This is a genomic window from Bradyrhizobium sp. USDA 3240 (assembly GCF_054063295.1).
In genome coordinates this window covers 3555024-3574084 of sequence record NZ_JBSSGD010000002.1, presented here as the reverse complement: position 1 = coordinate 3574084, position 19061 = coordinate 3555024, and the positions used below count along the sequence as shown (strand labels likewise).

Below are 19061 nucleotides of genomic sequence, written 5' to 3'. Positions count from 1 at the left end.
CGCAGCGAGCCTCGAAGGATGAATCGGCCCCACCGGTGGCCCTTCGAGACGCCGCTTCGCGGCTCCTCCAGCGACAAAGGCGAAGCCTTTGCGCGGGGGTGACGGGGTAGCTGCGGAATAGACTACGCCTTATCCCCGGTCGGCGAGAACAGGTAGCCGCCGCCGCGGATGGTCCGGATCACCGACGGCTTGGTCGGGTCGAATTCGATCTTGCGGCGGATGCGCATGATGCGCAGGTCGACGGCGCGGTCGAAGGCTTCCGCGTCGCGCGCATTGGCGAGTTCCAGCAGCCGCTCGCGCGACAGCACGCGCTTCGGATTGGCGGCGAACACCTTGAGCAGGCCGAATTCGGAGGCGGTCAGCGGGTGCTCATTGCCCTCGTCGTCGCGCAGCGCCTGGGCCTCGAGATCGAGCCATTTGGTGCCGAACCGCACCAGCTGCTCCTTTTCGGCCTTGGCGCTCGCCGGTTCCGGCGTGGCTGATTTTGCGGGGCCGCTCCGCCGCAGCACCGAGCGGATGCGCGCCATCAGCTCGCGCAGCTCGCACGGCTTGGCCACGTAATCGTCGGCGCCGAGCTCGAGCCCGACCACCCGGTCGATCGGACTGGCGGTAGCTGTCAGCATGATGACGGGGACGTTGATCTTGCTCTTGAGGTCGCGAATGATCGAGAGGCCGTCTTCCTCAGGCATGTTGAGGTCCAGCACCACGAGATCGGGCGTGCTGCTCTCGATCTCCTTGCGCAGGCTCTTGCCGCCATCGCACAGCGTCACGCCGAAACCGTGCATCTTGAGGTAATCGCCGACCATCTCGCGGGCCGGCGCCTCATCGTCGACGATGAAGATATGCGGGTTCTGGTTCATGATGTCTCTGTCGCCGGCAGTGTAACCGTAAAGGTCGACCCCTGTCCGGGGCCCGGGCTCTGTGCAGTCACATGGCCGCCATGCATGTCGATGATGCGCTTGACGATGGAGAGGCCGAGCCCGGTGGAGCTTTCGCCCGCGGTCGGCTTGGCCGACAGCCGCTGGAACCGGCCGAACAGCCGGCCGAGATCCTCGGGGCTGAGGCCGGGGCCCTGGTCGGATATCCGGACCACCGTGTCTTCGCCCTCGTGGCTGACCGCGACCGTGATCTTGCCGCCGATCGGCGAGTACTTGATGGCGTTGCTGACCAAATTGTCGATCGCCTCGCGAATCCGGTCGGAGTCGCACATCGTGACGAACTGCTGCGGTCCCGAGACCGAGATGCTCTGCTGCTTGTTGACGGCCGAGGGCAAATTGGCCTCGGTGACCTCGTTGACGAGGGCCGCGATGTCGACCGGCTCGCGGCGGATGGTGATGTCGAACGCGTCGGCCATCGCATCCGAGATCAAATGGTCGACCATCGAGGTCAGCCGCTTGGTGGCATCCCTGATGTGCTCGACCTGGGAGGTGACGTTTTCCTTCGGCGAACCGGCGCCGATCAATTCGGTCAGCATCTCGGTACGGCCGAGGATCACGCCGAGCGGATTCTTCAGATCGTGGGCGACGGTGCCGAGGATTTCGTTCTTGAAGCCGTTGGCGCGCTGCAGCCGCAGCCATTGCGCCGACAGCCGCCGGTTGGCCTGCATCAGCGCGCGGGTGCGCTGCGCGACGCGGTCCTCGAGCTGGCTGTTGGCCTCGTGAAGCTGCTGGTAGAGGATCACGTTGTCGAACGCGATCGACAGCCGGCTTGAGAAGATCTCGACCAGCGCGCGGTCGGTGTCGGAGAGCTGGCGCTCGGCCTGCAGCAGCACCACGACCTCGCGGCCGCTGCCGGTGCGCGAATAGAGCACGCTGCGGTGGTCGGCGAACTCGTTCTTGCGGCGCTGGAACGCTTCCTCCACCATGTGCCGCAGGTCCGCATCGAGTGCCTTCGACGACGTCGTGCCGATGAAGCGGCTGTAGCAGCCCGAGCAGGCCAGCACCGAGAAATCGGCGGCGGCCGAATTGCCGTCGTCACGCAGCACCAGGATCCCTGCGCAATCGACATTGAGCAGCGAGGCGAGTTGCGTCAGCACGCCCTCGGCCAGCCGCTGCATCGACTTGAAGTCGTACAGCGTCGAAGCCGCGTCGATGATGATCTCGAGGCCACGTCTGGTCTGCACCATGCGCTCGAGCTGCTGGTAGCTGCGCAGCGCCGCGGTCAGCGAGGTGAACAGCTTGTCGGCGGTGAGCTCGGTCTTCGCCTTGTAGTCGTTGATGTCGTATTGCACGATGACACGCCGCTCCGGCGCCTGGCCGGGCTGGCCGGTGCGCAGGATGATGCGGACGGTCTCGTTCTTGATCTCGTTGCGGATGTATTCGACGAGCTCGAGGCCGGCGACGTCGGTCTCCATGATGACGTCGAGCAGCACGGCTGCGATGTCGGGGTTGTCCCGCATCACCGTGCGGCCTTCGGCCGCAGAGTAGGCCGACAGGATCTCCAGCGTCGCGCCGTTCAGATTGTAGTCGCTGAGCGCAAAACGGGTGCCTTCGTGGACGGCGTGATCGTCGTCGATCACGGCGATCTTCCATTTCCGTACCGGCGAGTCCTCCGGGGGGCTCTCGGTGTCGTCGATCAGTTGGAGGACATCGTCCTGTTCGGCCATTGACTGGTTCCGTCGGCTGCTGCGTCAGTGATCGTGGGCTCACCCTTGGCGATCCTGGGCATGATAATGCGAAAAGTGGTGCCTTGTCCTACCCTTGACTCCAGCATCATGCGTCCGCCGAGCTGCTGGGTGACGAGGTTATAGACGATGTGAAGGCCGAGGCCCGTACCACCTTCGTTGCGTCGCGTCGTAAAGAACGGGTCGAACGCCTGTCGCTGCACGTCCGGCGTCATGCCAGCCCCGTCGTCCGCGAAGATGATCTCGACATCATCAGCGCCGCGGCCCCGCGCCGAGATCGTGATGTTGCCGGAGCGGCCGTTCGCGAAGGCATGATTGACAGCGTTGAGGAAAAGATTGGTTAAGATCTGCCCATAGGCGCCGGGATAGCCGTCGATCAGGAGCCCGTCCGGCACATCGACGGACAGCGCGATGGCGGCCTTCTTCAGCACCGGCCGCAGGCTCGCCACGATCTGGTCGGTCGCTTCGCTCAAGGCAAACTGGCGGCGTTCGGCATGCGAACGATCGACGGCAACCTGCTTGAACGACTGGATCAGTTCGCCGGCGCGCTGCAGATTCGAGACCAGTTGCTGCGATGCGTCACGCGAGGCGCGCACGAATTCGTCGAGCTTGGAGCGGCGCAGCGGCTCGGTCTTCAGGTCGTTCTCGAACATCTCGCTGCGGCGGGCAAAGCTCGAGGCGACCGTCAGGCTGATGCCGATCGGGTTGTTGACCTCGTGGGCGACGCCCGCGACGAGGCCGCCGAGCGCGGCGAGGCGCTCGGCATCGATCAGGTTCTGCTGCGCGGCGTTGAGCTCGAGCAGCGCGCTCTCGGCCTTCTCCTTGGCGCTGCGCAGCTCGTCCTCGGTCTTGCGCTTGGCGATCGCGTTTTCGCGGAACACCTCGACCGCACGCGCCATCGCGCCGACCTCGTCCTTGGCCGAGGTGCCCTGCACCGGCCGGTCGAGGTCGCCCGAGGTGATGGTGCGCATCGCGGCCATGATCTGCGCCAGCGGCAGCCGGATCGACAATGCGATCATGACGCCGGCCGACATGATGACGCCGAGGAAGATCACGGCAATCGACAGCACCCGGCGCGAGATCGACGTCAGCGTCCTGTCGAAGGTCTCCTGCGCCTTCTGCTCGCGCTGGCGCATCTTCACCGAGAGATCGTCGATCGCGCCGATCGCGTCGGCCTGGCTGGCGTCGATCGAATTGCGCAACAGATCGGTGCGGTTGGTGAGCTGTTCGCTGAGCTTGCCGAGCCCGTCGCGCAGCTCGGCGGTCTTGACCTTGAGCCGCGCCAGCGCCATGCGCTGCAGATCGTTCTCCGCCATATCGGTCATGACGGGGATCGTCTTCTCGATCGTATCGATGTTGCGGCGGGCTTCCTCGGCCGACGAGGAGGCCAGCGAGAGATAATAGGCGTTGGCGGCGACCAGGAGTGAAGTGAAGGCTTCGCGCGACTTGCCGAGCGCGGGCCAGATCAGTGCGTCGCGATGGCCGGTGGCGCCCTCGATGATAGAATAGAGCCCGGCCATGTCCCTGGTCGGCGTCAGCACCTCTTCGTCATAGGTCTTGGAGATCTTGGTCTGCACGGTGCGCAATTCACCGAAGCCGTCGAGGAAGCGGCTGGTGACGCGCTCCAGCTGCTCGACCGAGCCGGACAGCATCGGGTCGGTCGAGGCCCGGTTGGTCAGCGTGCCGAGCACGGCCTCGCGCAGCAGCAGGATTTCCGCGAATAGGTCCGGGCTCGGCTGGTTGATGTAGCGATGGATCAGGTTCTGCAGACGGCTGGTCTCGCTTTCGAGCTTGGCCAGGATCTTGTCGGATTCACGGACCTGGCGGACATCGTCCCAGGCCGAGCCGAGCACCTTCGCGCCGTTCCAGATCAGCACCGCGAGCACGATCACGACCGCGGAATTGAGCAGCGCGATCGAAAGAATGCGCCAGCGGATCGGCACCGCACGCAGGAGCTGGACGATGCGGAAACGGCCCTGCGGCCCAAAGGCCGCCCGCCGTCGCTTCGTCCCGTCCTGTTTGGGCGCGTCCAAGATCCGGTCACTCCATGTTGCGGATGCGTTCGATCAGCGCTGATACCGCCGGATCGCGCTCCGCCTTGGCATAGATGCCGGCCACCGCTGCCTCGAACGGCTTGCGGTCGAAATCGGTTACGACCTTGACGCCCGCCAGCTCCGCCTGCCTGCGCGAGCGCTCCTCGAGCTCCCGCCACTTCTCGCGCATGTAGAGGCTGGAGCGCTGCGCGGCTTCGCGGAAGATGATCTGTTCATCCGGCGTGAGGCTGGCCCAGGCCTTGCGCGACATCACCAGCACTTCGGGGCTCACGGTGTGCTGGGTCAGGGTGTAGTAGCCGGCGTATTTGTAGTGGCCGGTGGTGACGAAGGACGGCCAGTTGTTCTCCGCGCCGTCGATCAGCCGGTTGGCGAGCCCGGTCAGCACCTGGCCGTAGGCCATCTGGATCGGCTGGGCACCAAGCGCGTGGATCATGTCCGACATCTGCTCGGATTGTTGCACGCGCAGCCGCAGCCCCTTGAGATCGTCGAGCGAACGCACCGGGTGGACGCTGTTGTAGATCGAGCGGGCGCCGGAATCGTAGAAGGTCAGCCCGACGAAGCCGTGGGCCTCGAGGCTGTTCAGGATATCGTTGCCGATCGGTCCATCCAGCACATGCTGCAGGTGCTCAAGGGATCGAAACAGGAACGGCATCGCCAGCACGTTCACGGAAGGCACCATGGTTCCGATCAGCGCGACATTGGTCCGGTTCAGATCGATGGCGCCGGCCCGGGTCTGCTCCAGCGTCTCCTTTTCCTCGCCGAGCTGGCGGGAATGGAAGACCACGATGTGGTGCCGGCCGCCGGTGCGTTCGGCGATCAGGCGGTCCATGTAATTCAGCGCCTGGACCGTCGGATAGTCCTCATTCTGGGTATCGGCGGTGCGGAATTCGCGCGCGAAAGCGCTCGTCGAGACCGCTGTGCATAACAGCGCGACGGCAAGCGTTATTGTCCGCGAAAGGCCGGCGCGGCGGTACACTGGTTACAATTCCCCTTGTGATTTGTGTCCAGGGCGGGAGCAAAAGGTTCAACGCTTTTAGCAGAATGGCGGTGGTTCGCCCATCGGCCAAACGCTAGAACCGCGCTGCAACCTGCGGTGTCGATTGAATTTACGGTTGTAGCGCCTTATGACCGCGTGTTGGCATCCGGGAACGACTCGTTGTGAAGTTCGCCTTGAAGCTGTTGTATCTCGCCGTCGCGACCCGTCTGCTTGTGGCACCAGCGCAGGCGGCGACCGAGATCATGTGGTGGCACGCGATGTCGGGCGAGCTCGGCAAGCAGCTCGAAAAACTCGCCGCCGACTTCAACGCCGCGCAATCCGACTACCGGATCGTGCCGGCCTACAAGGGCAACTACACCGAGACCGTCACCGCGGCGATCTTCGCGTTCCGCTCGCGCAGCCAGCCGGCGATCGTTCAGGTCAACGAGATTGCCACCGCAACCATGATGGCGGCGCGCGGCGCGATCTATCCGGTGTTCGAGCTGATGCGCGATCAGTCGGCGGCGTTCGCGCCGTCGGCCTATCTGCCCGCGGTGGCCGGCTACTATGCCGATGTCGACGGCAACATGCTGTCGTTCCCGTTCAACGCCTCGACGCCGATCCTGTATTACAACAAGGATATGTTCCGCTCCGCCGGGCTCGATCCGAGCGTGCCTCCGAAGACCTGGCCCGAGCTCGGCGTCGCCGCCAAGCGACTGCGTGCCGCGGGTGCGATGTGCGGCGTGACCACGTCATGGCCGTCCTGGATCAATGTCGAGAACTTCTCCGCCTTTCACAATCTGCCGATCGCGACCAGGTCCAACGGCTTTGCCGGGCTCGACGCACAGCTGGTCTTCAACAACCCGATCGTGCTGCGCCACATCGCGCAGCTGGCGCAATGGCAGGCCGACAAGACCTTCGATTACAGCGGCCGCGGGCAGGCGGCCGAGCCGCGTTTTCAAAAGGGCGAATGCGGGATCTTCATCGGCTCGTCAGGCACGCGCGCCGACATCCAGGCCAATTCGAAATTCGAGGTCGGCTACGGCATGATGCCGTATGAGCCTGACGTGCAGGGCGCGCCGCAAAATTCGATCATCGGCGGCGCGACGCTGTGGGTGCTGCGCGACCGGCCGCGCGCCGAATATGCCGGGGTGGCGAAGTTCTTCGCCTATCTGTCGCGGCCCGAGGTGCAGGCCGCCTGGCACCAGAGCACCGGCTATTTGCCGATCACCCGCGCCGCATTCGATCTCACCCGCACGCAGGGCTTCTACGATCGCAATCCCGGCGCCTCGATCTCGATCGAGGAGGTCACGCTGAAGCCGCCAACCGACAATTCCAAGGGCATTCGGCTCGGCTCATTCGTCCTGATCCGCGACGTGATCGAGGAGGAGCTCGAGCAGGTGTTCGCCGGCAAGCGTTCGGCGCAGGCCGCGATGGACAACGCCGTCGAGCGCGGCAACCGCCTGCTGCGCCAGTTCGAGCGCGCCAACCCGGACCGGTGAGGGTGGTGCGCTCTCTCCAGCGTCATTGCGAGCGCAGCGAAGCAATCCATCGCGCCGCCTGCTCGAACATGGATTGCTTCGTCGCTTTGCTCCTCGCAATGACGATTGAAATATGACCGCGCCTTTGCCACCCCTTACCGACTACGACACCTACCGCGCCTGGCGCGGCGACGCGTCGCGCTGGCTGCCGGTCGCGCGCGATATCGCCGACAGCCACGGGCTATCCTTTGGCACGCCGCATGTGTTCTCGACCGGCACCAACCTCGTCGTCGGGCTCGACGGTGAGCTGATCCTGAAACTGTTTCCGCCGTTTCTGCGCCCGCAATTCGTGTCCGAACGTGGTGCGCTCGCCGAGCTGCGCGGACGGCTCGGCATTCCGATCCCGGATCTCGTTGCGCAGGGCGAGCGCGACGGCTGGCCCTATCTCGTCATCACGCACCTCGCCGGCACCGTCGGCTCGGAGGTGTGGCCATCGCTACCGGAAGCCGAGCGCGAGCGCGTGCTCGGCGAGATCGGCGCTGTGATTGCCGAGGTGCAGCGCGTGCCGCCCGGCAGCCTGCTTGCGATCGAGCCGCGCTGGGAGGCCTTCATGCGCACCCAGATCGCGCAGTGCCGGGCGCGGCATGAGCGGCTCGGCCTGCCGGCGAAATTCCTCACCTCGCTCGACGATCTCCTGCGTGACGCCACTGAGTTGATCCCGATGCACGCGCCGCCGGTGATCCTGACCGGCGAGTACATCCCGGAGAATTTCCTGCTCGGCCGCCGCCCCGACGGCTGGCACGTCGCCGGCCTGTTCGACTTCGGCGACGTTCGGACGGGGTGGGGCGAGTACGACCTGCTCGGTCCCAGCGCCTTCATGGCCGCCGGTCATCCGCGCCGCGTGCGCAGCCTGTTCGATGGCTACGGCATCCCGCGCAGCGAGGTGAATTTCGCGCTGAAGCGGCGGCTGCTGGCGCTCATGATGCTGCACTCGGCCAGCGATCCGCTCCGGCACATCTGCATCGCGGGCTGGCCGGACCGGGTCGACGATCTCGTGCAGTTGCAGGAGTTGGTTTGGCCCGACTGACGTCGGTCGCCGGTCAGAAAGCGAGCAATATCTATGGTGCGCCTATCTATTGAGCAGATAGCTCTTCTTTGTATGCAATGCTTGCCGTCCTGATTGACGTCAGAACAAGATACCTTCGGCGATTTCTCCTATATCTCCAGTGTGTTATCGCCTCATAAGGTTTCGTTAAGGGTTGGCACAATCCTTGCGATCTGAGTTCCAAGGCCGTTCTCAAGGGCGTTGGAGCATCACATGAAGCGTCGCGATTTCCTCAAATCGGTGTCCGGGCTGGCCGCGGGGGCGCTGGCGCCGACCGCGCCCGCGATCTGGTCGCCGGCCAAGGCCGACGCGCGCTCCGAGACGCTGCTGATCGTCTCCGAGGGCGGTCCCAACAATCTCGATATCCATGGCGTCGGCACCAACGTGCCCGGCTATGAAGTGTCGTGGAATTGCTACGACCGGCTGATCAGCCACGAGATGAAGAGCGGTCCGGGCGGCGTGCCCTATTACGACCGCGACAAGTTCAAGCCCGAGCTCGCCGAGGACTTCAACATCGGCGACATGTCGGTCACCTTCAAGCTGCGCAAGAACGCCAAATTCCACGACGGCACGCCGGTGACGGCGAAGGACGTCAAATGGTCGCTCGACCGTGCCGTCAGCGTCGGCGGCTTCCCGACCTTCCAGATGAGCGCGGGCTCGCTGACCAAGCCCGAGCAGTTCGTTGTCGTCGATGACCACACGGTGCGCGTCGACTTCCTCAAGAAAGACAAGCTCACGATCCCCGACCTCGCTGTCATCGTGCCCTGCGTCGTCAACTCCGAGCTGGTGAAGAAGAACGCCAGCGAGAAGGATCCGTGGGGCCTCGAATTCACCAAGCAGCAGACTGCGGGCTCCGGCGCCTACAAGGTGACCAAATGGACCGCGGGCACCGAAGTGGTCATGGAGCGCAACGACGACTGGGTCTCCGGCCCGATGCCCAAGATCAAGCGCGTGATCTGGCGCATGGTGCCGCAGGCCGGTAACCGCCGGGCGCTGCTCGAACGCGGTGATGCCGATATCTCCTACGAGCTGCCGTTCAAGGATTTCCAGGAGATGAAGACGAACGGCAAGCTCAACGTGGTCTCGCTGCCGTTCTCCAACGGCATCCAGTACATCGGCATGAACGTGACCAAGCCGCCGTTCGACAATCCGAAGGTGCGGCAGGCGATGGCCTACGCGATGCCGTATCAGAAGATCATGGATGCGGTGCTGTTCGGCCTCGCCAACCCGATGTTCGGCGCACCAAAGGACAAGCCGACCGAGGTGGCCTGGCCGCAGCCGACCAAATACAACACCGACATGGAGAAGGCCAAGGCGCTGCTCACTGAAGCCGGTTACGCCAACGGCTTCGAGACCACGATTTCGTTCGACCTGAATTTCGCAGGAGTCAACGAGCCGCTTTGCGTGCTGGTGCAGGAGAGCCTCGCGCAGCTCGGCATCAAGACCACCATCAACAAGGTGCCCGGTGCCAATTGGCGCACCGAGCTCACCAAGAAGGAAATGCCGCTGTTCACCAACGTGTTCTCGGGCTGGCTCGATTACCCCGAGTACTTCTTCTACTGGTGCTATCACGGCAACAATTCGATCTTCAACACGATGAGCTACAAGTCGCCGGAGATGGACAAGCTCATCGACGGCGCGCGCATCGCTGCCGCCAACGGCGACACCGCGGCCTACGACGCCGACGTCAAGGGTTTCGTCGATCTCGCCTACACCGACATCCCGCGCATCCCGCTGTATCAGCCCTTCGTCAACGTCGCGATGCAGAAGAACATCTCGGGCTACCAATACTGGTTCCACCGCCGCCTCGACTACCGCGCGATGGCCAAGGGGTGAGGTGCGCATGCTGATCGTCCGCGACACGTCGGCGTGGGCCGCTTACTCAAGTGAGGTGAGCGCGCCTCTCAGGCACCCTCCCCCCTTGTGGGGGAGGGTGGGGAGAGGGGTAAGCCGCGAACGCGCAAGGACGACGTCAAGCGAGATCGTGCCCGACCATTCGCAGCATCACGCGCGGGTCAGCGAAGCGTTCCGTTTGGCAGCGGAGCTAGCGGCACCCCTCTCCCCAACCCTCCCCCACAAGGGGGGAGGGAGCCCTACCAGTCTCGCTGTGGCTTTGGATACCGCCAGGAGCGCGCCATGCTGACCCTCATCGGCAAGCGACTCTTGTTCGCGATCCCGTCGCTGATCGGGGTCGTGATCGTGACGTTCCTGCTGACGCGCGCGCTGCCGGGCGATCCCGCGGCGTATTTTGCAGGGCCAGCGGCAACCAAGGAAGCGGTCGACCAGATCAGGAAGAAGCTCGGCTTCGACAAGCCGCTGATCGAACAGTTCGTCCGCTACACCAATGATCTCGCCCATGGTGATCTCGGCACCTCGCTCACGACCGGCCAGCCGGTCGCGGCCGAACTGCGCAATCGCCTGCCGGCGTCCGCTGAGCTCACGCTGCTCGGCCTCGTCGTCTCGATCGTGATCGCGATCCCGCTCGGCGTGCTGGCGGCGACGCGGCCGGGCTCCTGGATCGATCATCTCTGCCGCGTCACCACGACGGCGGGCGTGTCGCTGCCGGTGTTCTTCACCGGCCTCGTGCTGGTTTACGTGTTCTACTTCCGGCTCGGCTGGTCGCCGGCGCCGCTCGGCCGGCTCGACGTGTTCTACAGTACGCCGCCGACCGTCACCGGCTTCTATCTCATCGACACACTCATCGCGCGCGACTTCGAGGCGTTCCGCTCGGCGTTCAGTCAATTGATCCTGCCGGCGGTGACGCTCGCGATCTTCTCGCTGGCGCCGATCGCGCGCATGACGCGCGCCTCGATGCTGGCGGTGCTGGCGTCCGATTTCGTCCGCACCGCGCGCGCCAGCGGCCTGTCGCCCGGCAAGGTGATCGTGACCTACGCCTTCCGCAACGCGATGCTGCCGGTCATCACCACGCTCAGTATGGTGTTCTCCTTCCTGCTCGGGGCCAATGTGCTGGTGGAGAAGGTGTTCGCCTGGCCCGGCATCGGCTCCTACGCGGTCGAGGCGCTGATCGCGTCCGATTTCGCACCGGTGCAGGGTTTTGTCCTCACCATGGCGGTCATGTACGTGCTGCTGAATCTCCTGATCGACATTCTCTACGGCGTGATCGATCCGCGCGTGCGGCTGGAGGGTTGAAACCATGAGCTCCGTTGCGCCAACGGTCGAGCCTGTCGGTCCTGCGCGAACATCCGGGCTCGCCGCAATCATCGAGCAGACCCGCTATGTGCTGAGCGAAAACAAAGTCACCGGCTTTGCCTTCGCGCTGCTGATCCTGATCATGTTCGCCGCGCTGTTCGGGCCCTACCTGGTGCCGTATGACCCGCTTGCCTCGAACACCGCGGCTGCATTGAAGCCACCGTCCGCCGCGCACTGGTTCGGCACCGATCAGCTCGGCCGCGACATCTTCAGCCGCGTCATCGTTGCAACCAGACTCGATACCTTCATCGCGGTCGCCTCTGTCGTGCTGGTGTTCCTGATGGGTGGCCTCGCCGGCATCGCCGCCGGCTATTTCGGCGGCTGGACCGATCGCATCGTCGGCCGCATCGCCGACACCATCATGGCGTTCCCGCTGTTCGTGCTGGCGATGGGCATCGTCGCGGCGCTCGGCAACACCGTGCAGAACATCATCATCGCCACCGCGATCGTGAACTTTCCGCTCTATGCCCGCGTCGCACGCGCAGAAGCCAACGTCCGCCGCAACGCCGGCTTCGTCCAGGCGGCGCGGCTGTCCGGCAATGGCGAATACCGCATCCTGCTCGGGCACATCCTGCCCAACATCATGCCGATCATGATCGTGCAGATGTCGTTGACCATGGGCTACGCGATCCTCAATGCCGCGGGACTCTCCTTCATCGGCCTCGGCGTCCGGCCGCCGACCGCGGAGTGGGGCATCATGGTCGCCGAGGGCGCCGGCTTCATGGTCTCAGGCGAATGGTGGATCGCGCTATTCCCGGGCCTTGCGCTGATGATCGCGGTTTTCTGCTTCAACCTGCTCGGCGACGGCCTGCGCGACATCGTCGACCCGCAGCGGAGGACGTGATGACTGTCTCTGTACGGTGCCATGCTACCGCTGCGCTACTTTGCATGGGGTTGTTTTGCGGATTTTTGGATGACGCCTCGCATGAGGGGAGCCGCGCATGACCGCCCAGCCCCTGCTCGACGTCAGCGACCTCACGGTCGAGTTCACGACCCGTCGCGGCATCGTCAAGGCGGTACAGCACGTCAACATTTCCGTCGGCAAGGGCGAGACCGTCGGCATCGTCGGCGAGTCCGGTTCCGGCAAGTCGGTGACGTCATATACCGTAATGCGCATCCTCGACCGCGCCGGCCGGATCGCCGACGGATCGGTGATGTTCTCCGGCATCGATGTCAAGTCGGCCTCGGAGAGCCAGATGCGCGATCTGCGCGGCCGCGAAGTCTCGATGATCTTCCAGAACCCGCGCGCCGCCCTCAATCCGATCCGCAAGGTCGGGCACCAGATCGAAGACGTGCTGCGCCAGCATGTGCAGCAGGCGCAGGTCACCGATCGCGGCGCGAAGGCGATCGAGGCGCTGGAGCAGGTCAAGATCGCGCGCCCGCGCGAGCGCTATCACGCCTATCCGTTCGAGCTCTCCGGCGGCATGTGCCAGCGCGTCGTCATCGCGCTTGCGCTGGCCTGCAACCCACAGCTTCTGATCGCGGACGAGCCGACCACCGGCCTCGACGTCACCACCCAGAAGGTGGTGATGGACCTGATCGTCGAGCTGACCCGGCGCCGGTCGATGTCGACGATCCTGATCACGCACGATCTGGGTTTGGCTGGCGCCTATTGCGACCGCGTCGTGGTGATGGAGAAGGGCCGCGTCGTCGAGACCGCAAAGTCGGCCGACATCTTCGCCGCGCCCCAGCACGACTACACGAAGAAGCTGATGCGCGCGACGCCGCGGATCGGGGTGTCATTGCGGGATCTGCTGCCGGAGGAGGAGGCGAAGCCTCCGCAGCCTATCTCCGTCATGGCCGGGCTTGACCCGGCCATCCATCAATCTTCGCGGGATGCTCCTTCCTCGATGGACCCCCGGGTCAAGCCGGGGGGTGACGAGAAGAGAGAACCCCTCCTGTCAGTCGAAAAGCTCGTCAAGGAATATCCTCGCCAGGGCGCAGGCTCGGTGCTCGCAAAACTGTTCGGCCGCAAGCCGCCGGTCGAGGAGGACATCTTCCGCGCCGTCGACGGCATCAGTTTCTCCATCGACCATGGCGAGAGCGTCGGGCTAGTCGGCGAATCCGGCTGCGGCAAGTCGACGACGTCGATGATGGTGATGCGGCTGTTGGACCAGACCTCCGGCCGCATCATGTTCGATGGCGAAGACATCGGCGGCATCATGCCGCAATCCTTCGCGCGGCTGCCGCGGCGCAGCCAGATCCAGATGGTGTTCCAGGATCCGACCGACAGCCTCAACCCGCGCTTCACCGCGGCGCGCGCGATCGCGGACCCGATCATGCAGCTCGGTGACATCAGGGGGCGCGACGCGCTCCGCGATCGCTGCGAGGAACTCGCTCGGCTGGTCGGTCTGCCGGTCAATCTGCTGGACCGTTTTCCGCATCAGCTCTCCGGCGGCCAGAAGGCCCGCGTCGGCATCGCGCGCGCGATTGCGCTGCACCCGAAGCTCGTGATCCTCGACGAGCCGACCGCGGCGCTCGACGTCTCGGTGCAGGCGGTGGTGCTCAATCTGCTGCAGGACCTCAAGCAGTCGATGGGCATGAGCTATCTGTTCGTGTCGCACGATCTCAACGTGGTGCGCCTGCTGTGTGATCGCGTCATCGTGATGCGCAGCGGCCGCATCGTCGAGCAGGGTGCATCCGATGACGTCTTGGGCAATCCGCAGGATGCCTATACAAGGGAGCTGCTGACGGCGATCCCGCATCCGCCGTTGCCGGTGGCCTGAAAAAACGTACTGGGAGCGAAATGGACGATCATCTCGACGATTACATGAATGCCGTCGCCCGGACGATGGCGTTGCCGCTGGAAGACGCCTGGCGTCCGGCGGTGCGCGCAAATCTCGAGGTCGCGCTGCGGCTGGCGCGGCTGGTCGATGACTTTCCGCTGCCCGATGACGTCGTATCGGCCGCCGTCTATTCGACCTGAGATCGCGATGTCAGAAACTCCCACCGCCACGTCGGCCGCCGAAATCGCGCAGGCGGTATCGAGCCGCAAGATCACGGCCCTCGCCGCGACCGAGGCGGCGCTCGCGCGGATCGCTGCGCACGACAAGGTCCTCAATGCCTTCACCGACGTGACCGCAGATCGCGCGCGGGCCCGCGCCAAGGCGGTCGATGCCGCGATCGATGCGGGCCAACAGGCCGGTCCGCTCGCCGGCGTGCCCTTCGCGGTGAAGAACCTGTTCGACGTGCAGGGCCTCTCGACCCGCGCCGGCTCGAAGATCAATCGCGACCTGCCTCCGTCGCCGCGCGATGCCACGTTGATCGAGCGGATGGAAGCAGCCGGCGCCGTGCTGGTCGGCGCGCTCAACATGGGCGAATACGCCTACGACTTCACCGGCGAGAACGCGCATGACGGTCCGTCGCGCAATCCGCATGATCCGACGCGGATGGCCGGCGGCTCCTCGGGCGGCTCCGGCAGCGCCGTCGGCGGCGCGCTGGTGCCGATCGCGCTCGGCTCCGATACCAACGGCTCGATCCGGGTGCCGTCGTCATTCTGCGGCACGTTCGGCCTGAAGCCGACCTATGGCCGGCTGTCGCGCGCGCGATCCTTTCCGTTCGTCGCAAGCCTCGATCACCTCGGTCCGTTTGCGCGCAGCGTGAAGGATCTCGCACTCGCCTATGACGCCATGCAGGGGCCTGATGCCGATGATCCCGCCTGCAGTGTACAGTCGGTCGAGCCGACCGTGCCGCTGCTTGCCAATGATGTCAGCCGGCTGCGTTTTGCGATTGCCGGTGGCTATTTCCAGCAGAATCTGCTGCCGGAGGCCGTCGAAGCGGTCGCGCGCGTGGCAAAGGCGCTCGGCGCCACGCAGACCGTGGAGCTGCCGGAAGCGGCGCGCGCCCGCGCGGCCGCCTTCATCATGACCACCACCGAGGGCGCCGCGCTGCACCTCGATCGGCTGCGCACGCGGCCCCACGACTTTGATCCGCCGGTGCGCGACCGCTTGTTTTCGGGCGCGATGATCCCGGCGGTCTATGTCGACAAGGCGCAGAAATTCCGCCGCTGGTACCGCGCCAAGGTGCTGGAGCTGTTCCAGTCGGTCGACGTGATCCTGGCGCCGGCAACGCCATGTGTGGCGCCGAAGATCGGTCAGGCCACGTTCACGCTCGACGGGGTCGAGCTTCCGGTGCGTCCCAATATCGGGATCCACACCCAGCCGATCTCCTTCATCGGCCTGCCGGTGGCCGCCGTGCCGGTGCCGCTTGAACCGATGCCGATCGGCGTGCAGATCATTGCCGCGCCCTGGCGTGAGGACATCGCGCTGCGGGTCGCCTACGCGCTGGAACAGATGGGTGTCGTGGCGGCTCCCGCGCCAAGAGGACTCTAAAATGGAAATCGATCTTCCCGACGTGCTCGCCGAGGTCACCGTGCAGTTCGAGCGCTACGAGAAGGCGCTGGTCTCGAACGATGTCGCCGTGCTCGACGAGCTGTTCCGGAGCGACAGCCGGACGCTGCGCTATGGCATCGGCGAGAACCTTTATGGCTACGGCGAGATCGCGGCGTTTCGCGCGGGGCGGCCGGCGGCCGGGCTGATGCGCAGGATCGACCGCACCGTGATCACGACCTACGGCCGCGACACCGCAATCGCCTCGACGCTGTTCTATCGGGACAGCACACCGGGCCGGGTGGGGCGGCAGATGCAGACATGGATTCGCTTCGCCGAGGGCTGGAGAATCGTCGCCGCCCATGTCAGCGTCATCGATGAACTTAAGGGGGCTTGAACCAGGGTGATTGAAAGGGCGTTGCAGCCATGAGCCTGGACGATCTTCCGACCCGCGTGCCGCCAGCGCAGGGCGCCGAGCTGGTGCCGCGTGTCGATCGCGCGTCGTCTCTGGTCGATAAGACCACCCGCGCGGAGGAACTCCGGCTGCAGCTCGCCGACGAGATCGTGCGCGGCACGCTGCCGCCGGGCGCCGGGCTCGATGAAACCGATCTGGCGCGCCGCTTCAAGGTGTCGCGCACACCGGTGCGCGAGGCGCTGCGACAGCTCGCCGCCAGCGGGCTGATCGACGCGCGCGCGCACCGCGGCGCGGTGGTCGCGCGGCCCTCGCTCGAGCGGCTCACCGGCATGTTCGAGGCGATGGCCGAGCTCGAGGCGATGTGCGCCAGCCTTGCCGCCGAGCGGATGTCTGCGGCGGAGCGCCACGCGCTCGAGGCGGTCCATGAGGAACTGCGGGTGTTGAGCTACACCGGCAATCCCGACCGCTTCCACGAGGTCAACGAGCGCTTTCACAACGCGATCTATGCCGGCTCGCAGAACGCCTATATTGCCGAGATCACGCTCGCGACGCGGGTGCGCGTGCAGCCGTTCCGCCGCGCCCAGTTCCGCAACCTCGGGCGGCTGGCGAAATCCCACGCCGAGCACGACCGCGTCGTCGAAGCTATCATGCGCGGCGACAAGCCAGGTGCTGCGGCTGCGATGCGCGCCCATATCGAGCAGGTGCGCGGGGAGTACGAGACCTACGCGGTGTCGGTGTAGGTCTCGCGCAAATCCATCAACGCCGCCATTCCGGGGCGCGCGAAGCGCGAGCCCGGAATCCATTCATCCGCATGGATGCGCTACGTTAAGATCGTCACCGCGGCGAAATGGATTCCGGGCTCGCGCTGCGCGCGCCCCGGAATGACGGCAGGAAAGTCGGTTATCCCTTCGCCTTCTCCGCCATGAACGCCCGCCAGCCGCCATAGGCCGAAATATCCTTCGCGCCGGCGATCGCGGCGGGCTCCACGATAAAGCCCTTGACCTGCCGTCCGTCGGCGAGTCGGAGCGTGCCGATCGCCATCGGCGGCGGAATCGCAGCGACGAATGTGCCGAACGCGGCCGGCGACATCGCCCACAGCTCGAGCTTGATCGCATGACCCGCTCCCGGCTCGATGCGCAGCATGCCGGGCTTCGGTGGCGTGGTGTCGAGCGCGTAGAGTCTGTAGTCCGCTGCGGTGGCGGTCTCTTCCAGCAGGCGCGCGTCGAGCGTGGTCAGTTCATGATTCAACGCCATGCCGGAGAGATGCGCGCCGACCACCGCGATCGTGATCTCATCGGCGCCGGCCTGCGCCGGGACCGCGGCAAGCGGCGGCTGCGGCACCGCCTTGGCGCCGACAGCGAGCCCGGTGTCGGCGTGGAAGACGCGGCCGATGCCGGCAAGCGCAGCGTCTCGGCCGGCGGGCGCCAGCAGCGTGATGCCGAACGGTGCGCCGTCGGGCCGCATCGCCGCCGGCAGCGCCAGGCCGCAGAGATCGAGCAGGTTGACGAAATTGGTGTAGGTGCCGAGCCGCGAGTTGAGCTCGATGGGGTTGGCCAGCACGTCAGCAGTTGAATAGATGGTCGGCGCGGTCGGCAGCACGATCGCGTCGCATTGAGCGAAGGTGCGCGCGGCAACGCGGCGCAGCGCCTGCAGGCGATAGAACGCGGAGAAGGTATCCGCCGCGGTGGGTCGCGCGCCGCCGATCGTGATCTCGCGTGTCACCGGATGGATCGCGTCCGGGGACGAGGCCAGCAGGTCGCGGATCACGAGATAGCGCTCGGCGATCCAGGGGCCTTCATAGAGCAGCCGCGCGGTCTCGTAGAACGGCTCGAGATCGAATTCGACGAGCTCGGCGCCGAGCGCCTGCCAGCGCTTGCAGGCTTCGCGATGGGCCTTCTCGGCCTCGCGGTCGCCGAAGAAGATCAATTGGCCGCTCTTGGGAATGCCGAGCTTCAGCTTAGCTGGAAACAGCCCGAGCGGTGCCAGCGGCCGGTCGCGCGAGAACGGATCGGCGTCATCGGGCCCGGCCATCACCGCGAGCGCGGCCAGTGCGTCGTCGACGGTGAGCGAGAACACCGAGATGCAGTCGAGCGTGCGGCAGGCCGGCACCAGCCCCGCGTTGGAGATCAACCCGAGGCTCGGCTTGAGCCCCACGATGTTGTTGAGCATCGCCGGCACGCGGCCGCTGCCCGCGGTATCGGTGCCGAGCGACAGTGGCACGAGGCCCGCTGACACGGCGACCGCGGAGCCCGAGCTCGATCCGCCCGGCACGAGATCGCCGCGCACCGGATTTTTGGGAATGCCGTAAGGCGAGCGGACGCCGATCAGGCCGGTGGCGAACTGGTCGAGATTGGTCTTGCCGATGATGATGGCGCCGGCCGCGCGCAGTTTTGCCACCGCCGTCGAATCCTGCACGGGCAGGTAGGAGAACGCGGGGCAGGCGGCCGTGGTCGGCAGCCGCGCGACGTCAATATTGTCCTTCACGGCGACCGGCACGCCGTAGAGCGGCAGCGTCGGATCCGTGAGCCGCGCGGCCTCGGCGAGCGCGTCCTTCTCGTCGCGTAGGCTGATGAAGATGGCGGGGTCATTATGCTCGCGGATGCGCTGGTAGCTGCGTGCTACCGTTTGCGCCGGCGTCATGGTCCCGGCGCGGTGTGCGGCAACGATCGCGGCGACAGTTTCAGTCACGTGGTTGGCCTCGTCTCTGGCGCGGTGAAGCATCGGATGCTCGCTTGCAGCCTGATCGAAGCAAGCAATGTGCCATTGTGTACAATGCGCTTGCGCCCTGGCGCGGCGGATTATTGCACAATATCAATTGCTTGAAATGGTCGACGGGAGCTGAAGCAAACTCGCCTGAGAGCGCGTCTGC

Annotated in this window: 15 protein-coding genes; 10 read left to right on the top strand and 5 right to left on the bottom strand. The window is 65.5% G+C overall.

Annotation, left to right across the window (positions count from 1 at the left end; translation table 11 throughout):
* Positions 1-122: 122 nt before the first annotated feature.
* The 4 genes from ACVIGA_RS17620 to ACVIGA_RS17605 all read right to left on the bottom strand — a co-directional run bounded on the left by ACVIGA_RS17620 (position 123) and on the right by ACVIGA_RS17605 (position 5653).
* On the bottom strand, positions 123-860 hold the full coding sequence (locus ACVIGA_RS17620) for a response regulator (RefSeq protein WP_456667342.1): 738 nt from the start codon (positions 858-860) through the stop codon (positions 123-125).
* Positions 857-2605, bottom strand: coding sequence for an ATP-binding response regulator (locus tag ACVIGA_RS17615; protein WP_456667341.1), 1749 nt, complete (start codon positions 2603-2605; stop codon positions 857-859). Before ACVIGA_RS17615 ends, ACVIGA_RS17620 begins: the two co-directional genes overlap by 4 nt.
* Positions 2575-4566: an ATP-binding protein gene (locus ACVIGA_RS17610; protein ID WP_456670830.1), complete on the bottom strand. Its 1992-nt coding sequence runs from the start codon at positions 4564-4566 to the stop codon at positions 2575-2577. Before ACVIGA_RS17610 ends, ACVIGA_RS17615 begins: the two co-directional genes overlap by 31 nt.
* Positions 4567-4663: 97 nt before the next feature.
* Positions 4664-5653, bottom strand: coding sequence for a TRAP transporter substrate-binding protein (locus ACVIGA_RS17605; protein WP_456667340.1), 990 nt, complete (start codon positions 5651-5653; stop codon positions 4664-4666).
* 182 nt (positions 5654-5835) lie between these two features.
* Between ACVIGA_RS17605 and ugpB the strand changes: the two genes are divergently transcribed.
* From ugpB to ACVIGA_RS17555, 10 genes are all read left to right on the top strand, one after another.
* A complete protein-coding gene (gene ugpB, locus ACVIGA_RS17600) occupies positions 5836-7155 on the top strand; it encodes a sn-glycerol-3-phosphate ABC transporter substrate-binding protein UgpB (RefSeq protein WP_456667339.1) in 1320 nt (439 codons plus the stop codon).
* Positions 7156-7267: 112 nt separating this feature from the next.
* The gene (locus tag ACVIGA_RS17595) at positions 7268-8221 is read left to right on the top strand and encodes an aminoglycoside phosphotransferase family protein (RefSeq protein WP_456667338.1); all 954 of its coding nucleotides are present in this window, start codon (positions 7268-7270) and stop codon (positions 8219-8221) included.
* Positions 8222-8452: 231 nt separating this feature from the next.
* Positions 8453-10075 (top strand): ABC transporter substrate-binding protein, encoded by a 1623-nt coding sequence (locus tag ACVIGA_RS17590; protein ID WP_456667337.1) that lies wholly within the window; start codon positions 8453-8455, stop codon positions 10073-10075.
* Between the two features lie 300 nt (positions 10076-10375).
* Complete coding sequence (locus ACVIGA_RS17585; RefSeq protein ID WP_223974901.1) at positions 10376-11389, top strand: ABC transporter permease; 1014 nt, start codon at positions 10376-10378, stop codon at positions 11387-11389.
* A 4-nt stretch (positions 11390-11393) separates the two neighbouring features.
* Positions 11394-12293, top strand: a complete 900-nt coding sequence (locus ACVIGA_RS17580; protein ID WP_456667336.1) for an ABC transporter permease — start codon at positions 11394-11396, stop codon at positions 12291-12293.
* Positions 12294-12390: 97 nt separating this feature from the next.
* Entirely contained in the window at positions 12391-14175 is a 1785-nt protein-coding gene (locus ACVIGA_RS17575) for a dipeptide ABC transporter ATP-binding protein (protein ID WP_456667335.1), read from the top strand.
* A gap of 20 nt (positions 14176-14195) precedes the next feature.
* A complete protein-coding gene (locus ACVIGA_RS17570) occupies positions 14196-14375 on the top strand; it encodes a DUF4089 domain-containing protein (RefSeq protein ID WP_456667334.1) in 180 nt (59 codons plus the stop codon).
* A gap of 7 nt (positions 14376-14382) precedes the next feature.
* Positions 14383-15780, top strand: coding sequence for an AtzE family amidohydrolase (locus ACVIGA_RS17565; protein WP_456667333.1), 1398 nt, complete (start codon positions 14383-14385; stop codon positions 15778-15780).
* A gap of 1 nt (position 15781) precedes the next feature.
* On the top strand, positions 15782-16174 hold the full coding sequence (gene hpxZ / locus ACVIGA_RS17560) for an oxalurate catabolism protein HpxZ (protein WP_456667332.1): 393 nt from the start codon (positions 15782-15784) through the stop codon (positions 16172-16174).
* A 29-nt stretch (positions 16175-16203) separates the two neighbouring features.
* Positions 16204-16932: a GntR family transcriptional regulator gene (locus tag ACVIGA_RS17555; protein WP_456667331.1), complete on the top strand. Its 729-nt coding sequence runs from the start codon at positions 16204-16206 to the stop codon at positions 16930-16932.
* 160 nt (positions 16933-17092) lie between these two features.
* Here the strand turns inward: ACVIGA_RS17555 and atzF are convergent, their stop codons facing one another.
* The gene (atzF, locus tag ACVIGA_RS17550) at positions 17093-18880 is read right to left on the bottom strand and encodes an allophanate hydrolase (RefSeq protein WP_456667330.1); all 1788 of its coding nucleotides are present in this window, start codon (positions 18878-18880) and stop codon (positions 17093-17095) included.
* Positions 18881-19061 lie beyond the last annotated feature (181 nt).

Bases quoted from the DNA above. Each gene is read 5' to 3' on its own strand.
- ACVIGA_RS17620 (WP_456667342.1), bottom strand. From the start codon at position 860: ATGAACCAGAACCCGCATATCTTCATCGTCGACGATGAGGCGCCGGCC.
- ACVIGA_RS17615 (WP_456667341.1), bottom strand. From the start codon at position 2,605: ATGGCCGAACAGGACGATGTCCTCCAACTGATCGACGACACCGAGAGC.
- ACVIGA_RS17595 (WP_456667338.1), top strand. From the start codon at position 7,268: ATGACCGCGCCTTTGCCACCCCTTACCGACTACGACACCTACCGCGCC.
- ACVIGA_RS17590 (WP_456667337.1), top strand. From the start codon at position 8,453: ATGAAGCGTCGCGATTTCCTCAAATCGGTGTCCGGGCTGGCCGCGGGG.
- ACVIGA_RS17585 (WP_223974901.1), top strand. From the start codon at position 10,376: ATGCTGACCCTCATCGGCAAGCGACTCTTGTTCGCGATCCCGTCGCTG.
- ACVIGA_RS17580 (WP_456667336.1), top strand. From the start codon at position 11,394: ATGAGCTCCGTTGCGCCAACGGTCGAGCCTGTCGGTCCTGCGCGAACA.
- ACVIGA_RS17575 (WP_456667335.1), top strand. From the start codon at position 12,391: ATGACCGCCCAGCCCCTGCTCGACGTCAGCGACCTCACGGTCGAGTTC.
- ACVIGA_RS17570 (WP_456667334.1), top strand. From the start codon at position 14,196: ATGGACGATCATCTCGACGATTACATGAATGCCGTCGCCCGGACGATG.
- ACVIGA_RS17565 (WP_456667333.1), top strand. From the start codon at position 14,383: ATGTCAGAAACTCCCACCGCCACGTCGGCCGCCGAAATCGCGCAGGCG.
- hpxZ (WP_456667332.1), top strand. From the start codon at position 15,782: ATGGAAATCGATCTTCCCGACGTGCTCGCCGAGGTCACCGTGCAGTTC.
- ACVIGA_RS17555 (WP_456667331.1), top strand. From the start codon at position 16,204: ATGAGCCTGGACGATCTTCCGACCCGCGTGCCGCCAGCGCAGGGCGCC.